The following is a 14,876-nucleotide window of genomic DNA, read 5'->3' on the forward strand; positions in this document are numbered from 1 at the left end:
CCTGACTTCTCAGTCAGGTCTTTTCCTGTTTATGGACAATAAGAAAATTGCACTTTTTTAAGTGTAAATTATCTTATATTAATAAAAACTTTCACTAAAATTATATACTGCCTTGGCTATCCAGAATCAAACCGAAAGGAAAAGTTTCTCATCCATTAAGGTAGTCAAAGACTATCCGGATTTCTTAGATATTCAACTCCAATCTTTTAAAGATTTCTTCCAGTTGGATACTCCTGCAGAGAGAAGAAGGCAGGATGGTCTGTTCAAGGTGTTTTCAGAAAATTTCCCTATCAGTGACTCCAGGGAAAACTTCACCCTTGAATTTATCGACTATACCGTAGATCCTCCAAAATACAACGTTTCTGAATGTATCGATCGGGGTCTTACCTATTCAGTGCCCCTTAAAGCAAAGTTGAGACTCCTCTGTTCCGACGAAGACAATGAGGATTTCGAAACCATAGAACAGGAGGTCTTTTTGGGTAACCTGCCATACATGACCGAAAAGGGGTCTTTTGTGATCAATGGCGCAGAAAGGGTCATCGTTTCCCAGCTGCACAGATCACCGGGAGTATTTTTTGCCCAAAGTAAACATACCAACGGAACCAAACTTTATTCAGCCAGAATCATTCCTTTTAAAGGATCCTGGATAGAGTTTGCGACGGACATCAATAATGTCATGTACGCTTATATCGACCGGAAGAAGAAATTTCCGGTGACTACCCTGCTGCGAGCCATCGGATATGGTTCCGATAAAGAAATCCTGGATCTCTTTGGTCTTTCCGAAGAAGTTGAAGCCCATAAGTCCACCCTTAAAAAAGTGACGGGACGTAAACTGGCTGCCCGTGTTCTGAGGACCTGGGTGGAGGATTTCGTGGATGAGGATACAGGTGAAGTGGTTTCTATTGATAGGAACGAAGTTTTGTTGGAAAGGGACAGTATCCTTACAGATGAGGATATAGAGTTGATATTGGATTCCGGGACCAAGAGCATTATTCTACACAGGGAAGATGTAAACATTGCGGATTATTCCATTATTTATAACACCCTGCAAAAGGATAATTCCAACTCGGAAAAAGAAGCGGTTGAGGTGATTTATCGCCAGCTGAGGAATACCGAAGCGCCCGATGAAGCCACAGCCCGTGAAGTGATCCATGGTCTGTTTTTTTCGGATAAGCGGTATGACCTGGGAGAAGTAGGCCGATATAGGATCAATAAAAAACTTGGTCTGGATATCGATCCGGATAAGATCGTGTTGACGACGGAAGACATCATCTCCATCGTGAAATACCTGATCGGTTTGATCAACTCTAAAGCTGTTGTCGATGATATAGACCACCTCAGCAACAGGAGGGTACGGACCGTGGGCGAACAGCTCTACAGCCAATTTGGCGTAGGCCTGGCCAGAATGGCGAGAACCATCCGGGAAAGAATGAATGTAAGGGACAACGAGGATTTTAAACCCGTTGACTTGATCAACGCCAGGACGCTGTCTTCTGTGATCAATTCCTTTTTTGGAACAAACCAGCTTTCCCAATTCATGGATCAAACCAACCCATTGGCGGAACTGACCCATAAAAGAAGATTATCCGCATTGGGACCAGGTGGGCTTTCCAGAGAAAGAGCCGGTTTTGAAGTAAGGGACGTCCATTACACCCACTATGGTAGGTTATGTACCATTGAGACACCGGAGGGGCCTAATATCGGGCTGATTTCTTCCCTCTGTGTACACGCGAAGGTAAACAGCATGGGCTTCCTTGAGACCCCTTACCGTAAGGTGAAAGAAGGTAAAGTAAGTATGAATGCCGAAGACATCGTCTTTTTGACAGCTGAAGAAGAGGATGACAACAATATCGCTCAGGCGAACGCTCCTTTGAACGAAGATGGCAACTTTGTAAATGATAGAGTAAAAGCCAGGTTTGAAGGGGACTTTCCTGTATTGGAGCCGAGCGAGATTACTTATATGGACGTGGCGCCAAACCAGATTGTATCTGTGGCGGCATCCCTGATTCCGTTTCTTGAGCATGATGACGCCAACAGGGCCTTGATGGGTTCCAACATGCAGCGCCAGGCGGTGCCTTTGCTTAAAGCCGAAGCCCCTGTGGTGGGCACGGGTCTCGAAGGCAAAGCAGCCATCGATTCCAGGGCTTTGATCCTGGCGGAAGCCGATGGTGTGGTGGATTATGTGGATGCCAAAAAGATCGTGATCAAATATGATCTGTCGGAAGATGAACTGCTCGTCAACTTCAGCGATGAATATAAGGTCTACGAGCTTACCAAGTTCAGAAGAACAAACCAGGATACTACCATAAACCTTAGCCCCATTGTACTGAAAGGTCAAAAAGTGGTAAAGGGACAGGTTTTAGTTGAAGGATATTCCACCAATAAAGGCGAGTTGGCACTGGGCAAAAACCTTCTTGTGGCCTACATGCCTTGGCAAGGTTATAACTTTGAAGATGCCATCGTTATCTCTGAAAGGGTTGTCCGTGAAGATATATTCACTTCAATTCATATTGAGGAGTTTCAGCTTGAGGTTAGGGACACGAAGAGGGGAGAAGAGGAACTTACCTCGGAGATCCCCAATGTTTCTGAAGAAGCGGTCAAAAACCTTGATGAAAACGGCATCATCCGTATAGGTTCTGAGATCAAGGAAGGGGATATCATCATCGGCAAAATCACGCCAAAAGGTGAAACGGACCCGACTCCCGAAGAAAAGCTCTTAAGGGCTATTTTTGGGGACAAAGCAGGCGATGTGAAGGATGCCTCTCTCAAAGCTTCTCCTTCTTTGAACGGTGTGGTCATAGAGACAAAGCTCTTTTCCAGACCTAAAAAAGACAAGGATCTAAGGGCAAAAGCCAAGAATGAGGTAGAGAAACTGAAGCAGCAATACAGCAGGGATCTCTTGGCAGTAAGGGCTAAGATGATCAAAAAGCTGGTTCTCCTGCTCGATGGTAAGACATCTAACGGAGTAAGGCACAAGTTCGGAGACGAAATCATCAGTAAAGGCGTGAAGTTCAACGCCCAGAATATTGAGCACAATCTGTTTCCTGCCAAGAACCCTTATAGGGATGAAAGCAACTATAATGTAGCGGAAGAGGTTAACTTGATTTCTGATATCATCCTGGATGATTGGACAGATGATGCCCATACCAACGATCTCATTCAGAAACTTGTGAAAAATTATACCAATACCAGAAACGAGATCTCAGGTATATTCAAACGCGACAAATTCACCTTGGAAGTAGGCGATGAACTTCCTGCAGGCATTGTTCAGCTGGCCAAGGTTTATGTAGCCAAGAAACGCAAGCTGAAAGTAGGTGATAAAATGGCGGGTAGACACGGAAACAAAGGTATCGTTGCCAAAATTGTCCGGGATGAGGATATGCCTTTCCTGGAAGATGGCACTCCTATGGATATTGTGCTTAACCCACTGGGCGTACCGTCAAGGATGAACATAGGTCAGATCTTTGAAACTGTCTTGGCCTGGGCCGGAAAAAGACTCGGTAAGCGATATGCCACGCCAATTTTTGACGGTGCCACCACAGAAGAGGTGGCAGCTGAGCTTGACAAAGCCGGCCTTCCTTCATTCGGTAGAACGTATCTGTTTGATGGTCTCACCGGTAAGCAATTCGACCAGCCTGTCACCGTCGGGATTGCCTATATGCTTAAATTAGGTCACCTGGTAGACGACAAGATGCACGCAAGGTCCATAGGCCCATACTCGCTTATTACGCAGCAGCCATTAGGCGGCAAGGCTCAGTTCGGTGGGCAGCGTTTCGGAGAGATGGAAGTTTGGGCACTGGAGGCCTTCGGCGCTTCTCACGTACTTCAGGAAATCCTCACCGTAAAATCTGATGACGTAATTGGTAGGGCTAAAGCCTATGAAGCGATCGTTAAGGGAGAAAATCTGCCCAAGGCAAACATACCTGAATCCTTTAACGTGCTTGTGCATGAGTTGAGAGGTCTTGCTTTGGAAATCACTCTTGACTAACTTAGAAACAAACAGGCCTCTTGGCCTTCATATACATTTAAAATACTATGGCGTTCAGAAAAAATAAAAAACTAAACAACGACTTTTCCAGAGTCACCATTAGTTTGGCCTCACCGGAATCCATATTGGATAGTTCGCACGGTGAAGTTACACAGCCGGAAACCATAAACTACAGGACTTACAAGCCGGAAATGGGAGGTTTGTTCTGCGAGAGGATCTTCGGCCCTGTGAAAGACTGGGAATGTCATTGTGGTAAGTATAAGCGCATTAGATATAAAGGAATTATCTGTGACAGATGCGGTGTGGAGGTAACCGAGAAAAAAGTGCGTCGGGAAAGAATGGGCCACATAGAATTGGTGGTTCCTGTAGCGCACATCTGGTACTTCAAATCGCTTCCCAATAAAATCGGTTACTTGCTGGGCTTGCCCACCAAGAAGCTGGATCAGATAGTGTATTACGAAAGATATGTAGTCATCCAGTCCGGAATCAAAGCCGATGATGGTTTGCAGTACCTGGATTTTCTCACGGAAGATGAGTATTTGGACATTATGGACAAACTTCCCAAGGAAAACCAAATGCTGGATGATGATGATCCCAATAAATTCATCGCAAAAATGGGTGCTGAGGCACTGGAAATGTTGTTGGCCAGACTGGATCTTGATGACCTGTCCTACAGTTTAAGACACCAGGCCGCTACTGACACGTCCCAACAGCGGAAGGCGGAAGCGTTGAAACGGCTCAAAGTCGTGGAAGCTTTCAGGGATGCCAGAACCCGGATAGAGAATCGTCCCGAGTGGATGATTGTGAGAATGGTACCTGTTATTCCGCCCGAACTTCGCCCTTTGGTGCCATTGGATGGGGGCAGATTTGCTACTTCTGACCTGAATGACCTTTATAGAAGGGTGATCATCAGAAACAACCGTCTGAAAAGACTGATTGATATCAAGGCGCCTGAAGTAATTCTTCGGAATGAGAAAAGGATGCTTCAGGAGGCTGTGGATTCTCTGTTCGACAACTCCAGGAAAGTCAATGCTGTCCGTTCCGATGGCAACAGAGCCCTTAAATCCCTTTCTGACATGCTTAAAGGGAAGCAAGGTAGGTTCAGACAAAACCTTCTTGGAAAAAGGGTGGATTATTCCGGCAGGTCTGTGATCGTGGTGGGCCCCGAACTTAAACTCCATGAGTGTGGATTGCCTAAAAACATGGCTGCGGAACTTTTCAAGCCTTTTATCATCAGAAAACTGATAGAAAGAGGCATTGTCAAAACCGTAAAATCAGCCAAAAAGATTGTGGACAGGAAGGATCCTGTGGTTTGGGACATTTTGGAAAACGTCCTTAAAGGGCACCCTGTCCTTTTGAACAGGGCTCCAACATTGCACAGACTGGGGATTCAGGCGTTTCAACCCAAGTTGATAGAAGGAAAAGCCATCCAGCTGCATCCACTGGTATGTACCGCCTTCAACGCGGACTTTGACGGTGACCAGATGGCCGTACACGTTCCATTGGGACACGAGGCTATTTTGGAAGCTTCCACGTTGATGCTCTCTTCGCACAATATCCTCAATCCGGCCAATGGCGCTCCTATTACGGTGCCTTCTCAGGACATGGTTTTGGGATTGTATTATGTGACGAAAGGGATGAAATCATCCGAAACCCATAAAGTGCTGGGTGAAGGCATGACTTTTTATGGGGAGGAAGAGGTTTTGATCGCCTTAAATGAAGGGACCATTTCAAAACATGCCCATATTAAATGTAAAGTAACCATCAGAGACGAGAATGGTGAACTGGTCGAACAGGTAGTGGACACAGTGGCTGGGAGATTGATATTTAACCAGTATGTTCCTGAAGAGGTAGGTTACGTCAACGAACTGCTTACCAAGAAGAAGCTTCAGCAAATCATTGCGGAAGTCGTGAAAATCTGTGGGATTGCCAGATCAGCACATTTCCTGGATGATATCAAGGAACTGGGCTTCCAGATGGCCTATCAAGGAGGTCTTTCCATGGGATTGGATGACGTGATTATTCCTGAGGAAAAAGAGTCACTCATTGACAAGGCAAAGACTGAGGTGGACCAGGTGTGGAATAACTACCTTATGGGTCTGATCACAGACAATGAGAGGTATAACCAGGTAATTGATATCTGGACGAGGACCAATTCTAACCTGACAAACATACTGATGCGTCAGATGGAAGAGGACAACCAGGGATTCAATGCCATATATATGATGATGCACTCCGGTGCCAGGGGGTCAAGAGAACAAATTCGCCAGTTGGGCGGAATGAGGGGGCTTATGGCCAAGCCTCAGAAAAACCTTCAGGGATCAGTTGGTGAAATCATTGAAAACCCCATCCTTTCTAACTTTAAAGAGGGATTGGATGTATTGGAATACTTTATTTCCACCCACGGAGCCAGAAAAGGTCTTGCCGATACCGCATTGAAAACAGCTGATGCGGGGTATTTGACCAGAAGACTGGTGGATGTGGCTCAGGACATGATCGTTTCCGAGGAGGATTGTGGCACTCTGAGAGGATTGGTGGTCCAGGCGCTTAAAGACAATGATGAAATAGTAGAACCTTTGTCAGAGCGGATTCTTGGCCGTATCGCGGTGCATGATGTGATTGACCCCATATCGGATGAAGTACTGGTCGAATCCGGCGAGGAGATCACCGATGTGCTTGCCAAAAGGATCGATGAATCTGCTGTGGAAGAAGTAGAGATCAGATCTGTTCTGACCTGTGAGACCCGAAGAGGTGTTTGTTCCAAATGTTATGGACGTAACCTTGCCACGGGCAAGTTGGTGCAGGTCGGTGAATCGGTAGGTGTCATTGCAGCACAGTCTATCGGTGAACCCGGTACGCAACTTACCCTAAGGACATTCCACGTTGGCGGAACAGCTTCCAACATTTCCGTGGAAGCGAGCATCAATTCCAAGTTCGAGGGTATTGTTGAATTTGATGAAGAACTTCGATGGATCAAAACCACCAATAAGGATGGGGAGGAAGTGTCCATCGTAATGGGGCGTTCCGGCGAGATCAAAATCAATGATGTCAAATCAGGCAAGACGCTGGTTTCCAACCACGTGCCTTACGGAGCTGTGCTGAATGTAACCGATGGACAGAAAATCGCCAAAGGAGAATCGCTATGTACTTGGGACCCTTATAATGCAGTTATCCTTTCGGAATTTGACGGAACCGTCGATTTTGAATCGATCATTGAAGGAGTTACCTACAAGGAAGTGGCTGACGACCAGACCGGCTACAGGGAGAAGGTAATTATCGATACCAAAGACAAAACCAAAAACCCCGCTGTAGTTGTCAAACATGGGGATGAGTCAAAAGCCTATAATATTCCTGTAGGAGCCCACTTGTCCGTAGAAAAAGGGGATAAAGTGAAGGCGGGCCAGATTTTGGTCAAAATCCCACGTTCCGTAGGTAAGACAAGAGACATTACCGGTGGTCTGCCACGGGTTACAGAGCTATTTGAGGCCCGTAATCCTTCCAATCCGGCGGTGGTTTCGGAGATTGATGGGGTAGTGATTTACGGAGGCATAAAAAGAGGCAACCGTGAAATCTTCATTGAATCAAAAGACGGCGTGAAGAAGAGGTACATGGTATCCTTGTCCAAGCATATTTTGGTTCAGGAAAATGACTTCATCAGGGCTGGCGAACCCTTATCAGACGGGGCAATCACTCCAAATGATATCCTTTCCATCAAGGGACCGACCGCGGTACAGGAGTACCTGGTAAATGAGATACAAGAGGTTTACCGCCTCCAAGGTGTGAAGATCAATGATAAGCACATCGAGGTAATTGTCAGCCAGATGATGCAGAAAGTGGAGATACTTGATGCGGGTGACACCGGTTTCCTCCAAAATCAAATCGTAGACAAATGGGCTTTCAGGGAAGAGAACGATATGATCCTTGACAAGAAAGTAGTGATGGACGCGGGGGATTCAGCTACTTTGAAACCTGGAATGATCATTACTGCAAGAAGACTCAGGGATGAAAACTCCAGCCTGAAGCGTAGAGATCTCAAGGTAGTTCAGGTTAGGGATGCCCAGCCGGCTGTCTCCCAACCCACGCTACAGGGGATCACAGCATCTTCTTTGGGTACAGAAAGCTTTATTTCGGCGGCATCGTTCCAGGAAACCACTAAGGTTTTGAGTGAAGCGGCTATCAGAGGTAAGCGTGATGAGTTGTTGGGGTTGAAGGAAAATGTGATTGTGGGGCATCTTATCCCCGCAGGTACTGGCCAGAGACACTTCAATAAACTTATCATAGGCTCTAAGGAAGAATATGAAAGGCTGACCGCTGAAAGAGAAGGAAGCGTTAAAAAAGTACGTGAAGCCATCAAATAATATTTGAACCGTATGATCAAAAAGGTCTGTTGAAAAACAGACCTTTTTTTATCAAAAAAAACCGAGCTTATGGAAGACGACAAAAAAAATGAAAACCCGAAACAGCAGATAAATGTCGAATTGACCGATGAGATTGCGGAAGGCATCTATTCCAACCTGGCTATGATAGCCCATTCCCATTCGGAATTTGTGGTGGATTTTATAAGGTTGATGCCCGGCATCCCCAAAGCAAAAGTCAAAGCCAGGATTATCATGACACCCGATCATGCAAAACGGTTATTGGGGGCGTTGAAGGATAATATTGAAAAGTACGAACAGGCTTTTGGTAAAATTGAGAGCGGGCATGAGCCACCGCAGTTTCCGGTGAATTTCGGGGGGACTTTGGGAGAAGCCTGATGCTTTGCAAGACAAGGGACTGAAAAGAAAAAAGCAGTTAGTGCTGTTGTAAGGAAACAGACGGTTCTACGGTATGAAAATATAACCCCTTAATTTTGTTTGTTTTATTGATTTGTTTACCTTTGCAGTCCAAAAATTATAAGTTTTAAGGGAGAATAATAAATTTATCTAATTAATGCCTACTATACAACAGCTAGTAAGAAAAGGTAGAACCACCCTTGAGACCAAGTCGAAATCCAGAGCGCTGGATGCTTGTCCTCAGAGAAGGGGTGTGTGCACCAGGGTGTACACGACTACACCTAAGAAGCCTAATTCCGCGATGCGGAAGGTGGCCAGGGTCAGATTGACCAATGGAAAAGAGGTGAATGCATATATTCCGGGGGAAGGCCACAATCTTCAGGAGCACTCCATCGTCCTTATCAGAGGCGGTAGGGTGAAGGATCTTCCCGGTGTAAGGTACCACATCATCAGAGGTGCATTGGATACCGCCGGTGTGAAAGACCGTAAGCAGGGCCGTTCCAAGTATGGGGCAAAGCGTCCAAAAGCGGCTAAAAAATAATCCGATTTAATTTATAAAATACAATGAGAAAAGCGAAACCAAAAAAGAGGTATATTCTACCTGACCCCAAATTCAATGACACGTTGGTAACCAGATTTGTCAATTGTCTGATGGTGGATGGTAAGAAAAGTATTGCTTACCGGATTTTCTACGATGCAGTCGAAAAAGTAGAAGAAAAGGTAGGTGAGAATGGTCTTGAGGTTTGGAAAAAAGCGCTTAACAATATAACTCCAGCTGTAGAGGTGAAGAGTCGTAGAGTTGGGGGAGCTACATTCCAGGTACCTATGGAAGTCAGGCCAGAAAGAAAAATTTCCCTCGGTATCAAATGGATGATCACGTATGCCAGAAAAAGAGGGGAAAAAACCATGATGGACAGGCTGGCAGGTGAAATCATCTCCGCATCCAAAGGAGAAGGTGCGGCAGTTAAGAAAAAAGATGATACACACCGAATGGCAGAAGCCAATAAAGCATTCTCGCATTTTAGATTTTAATATATAATGGCTAGAGATTTAAGATTCACAAGGAACATAGGTATAGCAGCTCACATCGATGCTGGAAAAACAACGACTACTGAACGTATCCTTTTTTATTCCGGTGTAAGCCACAAAATCGGTGAGGTACATGACGGTGCTGCCACGATGGATTGGATGGAGCAGGAACAGGAGAGGGGTATTACCATTACTTCAGCCGCAACTACCGTTTTTTGGAATTACAGAGACAATAAGTACCAAATCAACATCATTGATACCCCGGGACACGTGGATTTTACTGTGGAAGTAAACCGTTCGTTGAGGGTATTGGATGGTTTGGTTTTTCTTTTCAGTGCCGTGGACGGCGTGGAGCCACAATCCGAAACCAACTGGAGACTGGCCGACAATTATAAAGTGGCCCGGATCGGATTCGTGAACAAAATGGACCGTGCAGGTGCCAACTTCCTTGAAGTTTGTAAGCAGGTAAAAGAAATGCTGGGAAGCCGTGCAGTTCCGTTACAGCTTCCAATAGGGGCAGAAGACAAGTTCAGAGGGGTTGTTGATCTTATCAACAACCGGGGCATCATCTGGAACGAAGAAGATATGGGGATGACTTTCGAAGTTGTTCCTATTCCGGAGGATATGGTAGAAGAAGCAGCTCAGTATAGAGAAAATCTGCTCGAAGCCGTGGCCGAGTATGATGAGTCCCTGATGGAGAAATTTTTCGATGATCCCGACTCCATCACAGAAGAGGAGATCCTTTCTGCTTTGAGGCAAGCCACAATAGACTTGAAAATTGTCCCAATGGTCTGCGGATCTTCATTCAAAAACAAAGGGGTTCAGACGATGCTTGACCTGGTGATGGAGCTGTTGCCGTCACCTTTGGACAAGGACGATATTATAGGCCATGCTTTGGATTCAGAGGAAGAAGTAGCGGTTTCGCCCAGTGAGGATGAGCCTTTCACCGGTTTGGCCTTCAAGATTGCTACTGACCCATTTGTGGGAAGACTTTGTTTTGTAAGGGCATATTCCGGCATATTGGATTCAGGTTCTTATGTATTTAACAGCCGTTCTGGAAATAAAGAGCGTATTTCCAGGGTGTTCCAGATGCATGCTAACAAACAGAACCAAATCCCAAGGTTGGTTGCCGGGGATATCGGTGCTGTAGTTGGTTTTAAAGACATTAAAACCGGGGACACACTATGTGATGAAAAGCGTAAAGTTGTCCTTGAGTCCATGATATTCCCTGAGCCGGTTATCGGTTATGCCATTGAACCCAAAAAGCAGGCTGATGTGGATAAGCTGGGAATGGCCATCTCCAAACTTGTAGAGGAAGATCCCACGCTTCAGGTGAATACGGACCATGAAACGGGACAGACCATCCTTAGAGGTATGGGTGAACTTCACCTGGACATCATAATAGACCGTCTTAAGAGGGAATTCAAGGTTGAAATCAACCAGGGAGCGCCACAGGTGGCTTACAAAGAGGCCTTGTTTGGTTCAGTAGAACACAAAGAGGTTTACAAGAAGCAAACAGGTGGTAAAGGTAAGTTTGCCGATATCGTTTTTGAGCTTGGTCCGAGAGATCCGGATCCTGAAACCGGTGAGGTCAAAGGAGGGCTGGAATTTGTAAACGGCATTGTGGGAGGCGTTATTCCCAAAGAGTTTATCCCGGCGATTCAAAAAGGCTTTGCCGAATCCATGAAAAACGGGCCGCTCGCCGGCTATCCGATCGAGTCAATGAAGGTAAGACTTTTCCATGGATCATTTCACGACGTCGACTCCGACTCACTTTCGTTCGAGATGGCGGCCAGATTAGGTTTTAAGGAAGCTGCCAAAAAATGTAAGCCGCAGTTGCTTGAGCCTATTATGTCAGTGGAAGTAGTTAGTCCGGATGAGTATACCGGTCCCATCACCGGAGATCTCAACAGAAGGAGAGGATTGATGAAGGGGATGGATACCAAAGGAACCTCTGCCGTGATCAAGGCTGCAGTTCCGTTGTCCGAATTGTTCGGTTATGTCACTGACTTGAGGACAATTTCTTCAGGCAGGGCGACCGCTTCCTTGACGTTCTCGCATTATGAACCGGTTCCTTCCAATATTGCTGAAGGGATCATTGTCCAAGTAAAAGGAGAGAAGGCTTAAATCAATCGAAAATGAATCAGAAAATAAGAATAAAACTTAAGTCGTATGATCACAGCCTGGTGGATAAGTCATCAGAGAAGATCGTAAAAGCTGTAAAATCCACCGGAGCGGTGGTAGTTGGGCCCATCCCTCTTCCTACCAAAAAGGAGAAATTCACGGTTCTGAGGTCTCCCCATGTCAACAAAAAATCCAGGGAGCAATTTCAGCTTTGTACTTACAAAAGATTGGTGGACATATATTCCAACAGTTCTAAAACAGTAGATGCATTGATGAAGATCGAACTTCCAAGTGGGGTTGATGTAGAGATCAAGGTTTGACAGGAACTGTTTTATACCAATAGAAAAAGACCAAAGGCCTGCACCGGAGATGGGGTGTAGGTCTTTGTTTATAAAATGATCATTTAAATAATAAGGAAGTGCGGTTGGTAGATTTGGAAATGCTAATTGTTTGAAAATATTCAGGTTGTAATTTGTAAGCTGAATATAAATTACTAACTTTGCAGTCCTTTAAAAAGGCACAAGTGTGTAAACGCTTGTGTTTCATCGTTTATTATATATCAGAAGATGTCTGGAATAATAGGTAGAAAAGTAGGAATGACTAGCATTTTTAGTGCCGATGGGCGGAATGTCGCATGCACGTTAATAGAGGCTGGTCCTTGCGTAGTGACGCAAGTAAAAAATTTAGAATCAGACGGGTACAACGCTGTTCAGTTGGCTTATGGTGAGCGTAAGGAAAAGAATACGCCCAAACCATTGATCGGTCACTTCAAGAAGGCCGGCACAACGCCAAAACAGAAAGTTGTTGAATTCAGGGACTTTAGGGTCGAATTCGAGGGTCAGGTGGATATGGGTAAGTCCGTAAAAGCTGACGAGGTATTTGTCGAAGGTGACTTTGTAGATGCTATAGGCACTTCCAAAGGTAAAGGATTCCAAGGTGTGGTAAAAAGACATGGCTTTGGCGGTGTAGGTGGGCAGACCCACGGACAGCACAACAGGCAGCGCCACCCAGGTTCGATTGGTGCCTGTTCTTGGCCCTCAAGGGTATTTAAAGGGATGAGGATGGCCGGTAGGACCGGAGGAAACAGGGTTAAGATACTTAACCTTAAGGTACTTAAAATTTATCCTGAGAAGAATTTGCTGCTGGTCAGCGGATCTATACCTGGGGCTAAAAATTCTTTTGTGATTCTAGAGAAGTAAAGAAATGGAATTAGCGATATTAAAACATAACGGTGAGGATACCGGCAGGACGATCAGCCTCTCTGATGAAATATTCGCCATTGAGCCGAATGATCATGCTATTTACCTGGACGTAAAGCAATACATGGCCAACAGAAGGCAGGGTACGCACAAGTCCAAAGAGAGGGCCGAAATTTCCGGATCTACAAAGAAGATCAAAAAGCAGAAAGGAACGGGCGGCGCCAGAGCAGGATCCATCAAATCACCAGTATTCAGAGGAGGAGGAAGGGTTTTTGGCCCTCAGCCCCGGGATTATTCTTTCAAACTGAACAAGAAACTGAAGCAGTTGGCAAGAAAGTCCGCACTGGCGTACAAAGCCAAGGAAAACGGTCTGGTGGTATTGGAGGACTTGTCTTTTGATGCACCCAAAACCAAAAGCTATTTGAATCTTTTGTCCAGTCTTTCTCTGACAGACAAAAAAACTTTGCTGCTGCTTCCGGAGGGTAATAAGAATGTTTACCTGTCCGGCAGAAACGTACCGAAAACCAGAGTGATGGTGGTCAATGATGTCAACACCTATGAGTTGTTGAACGCGGATAACCTGGTGCTTTGTGAAGGTGCGGTCAGTAAATTAGAAAACCTTTTATCGAAGTAAAATCATGGAAATACTTAAAAGACCCTTGATTACGGAAAAGATCTCGGCCATGAATGAGCGGGGAGTGTACGGGTTTATTGTGGAAAAAACCGCCAAGAAGCCGCAGATCAAAAAAGCCGTGGAAAAGATGTATGGTGTGAAAGTGGTCGACGTGAGGACAATGCGCTATGCAGGCAAGAAAAAGACCAGATATACCAAGTCTAAGATTGTTTCCGGATACACCAACACCTTTAAAAAAGCGATTGTACAGGTTGCCGAAGGTGAAATCATTGATTTTTACGGAGAAATTTAATTGAATCAGAATCATGGCAGTTAAAAAATTAAAACCTGTAACCCCCGGGACGAGATTCAGAGTGGCTCCATCATTTGATGAGATCACCAAATCAAAGCCTGAAAAGAGCCTTTTGGCTCCCTTGAAAAAATCAGGGGGAAGGAATCATTCTGGAAAAATGACCGCCAGATATATCGGCGGTGGACATAAAAGGAGACTCAGGATCATCGACTTCAAAAGGGACAAGGAAAATGTTCCTGCAGTTGTCAAAAGTATTGAATATGATCCCAACAGAACGGCAAGGATAGCCCTGCTGTATTACGTAGATGGGGCCAAAGCTTATATTCTTGCTCCCGAGGGTTTGGAAGTGGGACAGAAAATTGTCTCCGGCGAGGGCGTGAGTCCTGAACTGGGCAATGCGCTTCCCTTGAAAAACATCCCTCTTGGTACCATTGTGCACAACATCGAACTGAAGCCGGGAAAAGGCGGTGCCTTGGCCAGAAGTGCGGGTGGATATGCCCAGATTCTGGCCCGTGAGGGAAAATATGTAACCATAAAACTTCCTTCCGGTGAAATGAGAATGGTATTGGGTACTTGTAGGGCTACGATTGGCACGGTTTCCAACGGTGACCATATGAACGTGGTGCTGGGCAAAGCCGGTAGAAACAGGTGGTTGGGCCGTAGGCCCAGGACCCGTGGTGTGGCCATGAACCCCGTCGATCACCCAATGGGTGGTGGTGAAGGAAGGTCGTCCGGTGGACATCCCAGATCCAGAACGGGTCTGCTTGCCAAAGGTAAAAAGACCAGGTCACGCAAGAAGTACTCCAATAAATATATTATTAGCAGAAGATCTAAATAA

The 14,876-nt window shown here is 45.6% G+C and carries 11 protein-coding genes; all 11 read left to right on the forward strand.

The features are described from left to right. Positions 1 to 112: 112 nt before the first annotated feature. The 11 genes from rpoB (at position 113) to rplB (ending at position 14,876) form a co-directional block, all read left to right on the forward strand. The gene (gene rpoB, locus ACFPFU_RS06400) at positions 113 to 3,988 is read left to right on the forward strand and encodes a DNA-directed RNA polymerase subunit beta (protein WP_377062659.1); all 3,876 of its coding nucleotides are present in this window, start codon (positions 113 to 115) and stop codon (positions 3,986 to 3,988) included. Between the two features lie 47 nt (positions 3,989 to 4,035). Continuing rightward, entirely contained in the window at positions 4,036 to 8,346 is a 4,311-nt protein-coding gene (gene rpoC / locus ACFPFU_RS06405; RefSeq protein ID WP_377062661.1) for a DNA-directed RNA polymerase subunit beta', read from the forward strand. A gap of 69 nt (positions 8,347 to 8,415) precedes the next feature. Further along, positions 8,416 to 8,742, forward strand: a complete 327-nt coding sequence (locus ACFPFU_RS06410) for a DUF3467 domain-containing protein (protein ID WP_377062662.1) — start codon at positions 8,416 to 8,418, stop codon at positions 8,740 to 8,742. A 175-nt stretch (positions 8,743 to 8,917) separates the two neighbouring features. Beyond that, the gene (gene rpsL, locus ACFPFU_RS06415) at positions 8,918 to 9,301 is read left to right on the forward strand and encodes a 30S ribosomal protein S12 (protein ID WP_014772291.1); all 384 of its coding nucleotides are present in this window, start codon (positions 8,918 to 8,920) and stop codon (positions 9,299 to 9,301) included. Between the two features lie 23 nt (positions 9,302 to 9,324). Beyond that, positions 9,325 to 9,792 carry a 30S ribosomal protein S7 gene (rpsG, locus tag ACFPFU_RS06420; RefSeq protein WP_377062664.1) on the forward strand — a complete coding sequence of 156 codons (468 nt, stop codon included), beginning with the start codon at positions 9,325 to 9,327 and terminating at the stop codon, positions 9,790 to 9,792. A 6-nt stretch (positions 9,793 to 9,798) separates the two neighbouring features. Beyond that, positions 9,799 to 11,916, forward strand: coding sequence for an elongation factor G (fusA, locus tag ACFPFU_RS06425; RefSeq protein WP_377062665.1), 2,118 nt, complete (start codon positions 9,799 to 9,801; stop codon positions 11,914 to 11,916). An 11-nt stretch (positions 11,917 to 11,927) separates the two neighbouring features. Beyond that, positions 11,928 to 12,233 carry a 30S ribosomal protein S10 gene (rpsJ, locus tag ACFPFU_RS06430; RefSeq protein WP_010856297.1) on the forward strand — a complete coding sequence of 102 codons (306 nt, stop codon included), beginning with the start codon at positions 11,928 to 11,930 and terminating at the stop codon, positions 12,231 to 12,233. Between the two features lie 246 nt (positions 12,234 to 12,479). Continuing rightward, entirely contained in the window at positions 12,480 to 13,112 is a 633-nt protein-coding gene (gene rplC, locus ACFPFU_RS06435) for a 50S ribosomal protein L3 (RefSeq protein ID WP_377062668.1), read from the forward strand. A gap of 4 nt (positions 13,113 to 13,116) precedes the next feature. After that, positions 13,117 to 13,746 carry a 50S ribosomal protein L4 gene (gene rplD / locus ACFPFU_RS06440; RefSeq protein WP_377062670.1) on the forward strand — a complete coding sequence of 210 codons (630 nt, stop codon included), beginning with the start codon at positions 13,117 to 13,119 and terminating at the stop codon, positions 13,744 to 13,746. A gap of 4 nt (positions 13,747 to 13,750) precedes the next feature. Then, positions 13,751 to 14,038, forward strand: a complete 288-nt coding sequence (gene rplW, locus ACFPFU_RS06445; RefSeq protein WP_377062672.1) for a 50S ribosomal protein L23 — start codon at positions 13,751 to 13,753, stop codon at positions 14,036 to 14,038. Between the two features lie 13 nt (positions 14,039 to 14,051). Beyond that, the gene (gene rplB, locus ACFPFU_RS06450; protein ID WP_377062673.1) at positions 14,052 to 14,876 is read left to right on the forward strand and encodes a 50S ribosomal protein L2; all 825 of its coding nucleotides are present in this window, start codon (positions 14,052 to 14,054) and stop codon (positions 14,874 to 14,876) included.

Origin of the sequence: Negadavirga shengliensis, from assembly GCF_042652345.1 — a bacterium.
Taxonomy (GTDB): domain Bacteria; phylum Bacteroidota; class Bacteroidia; order Cytophagales; family Cyclobacteriaceae; genus Negadavirga; species Negadavirga shengliensis.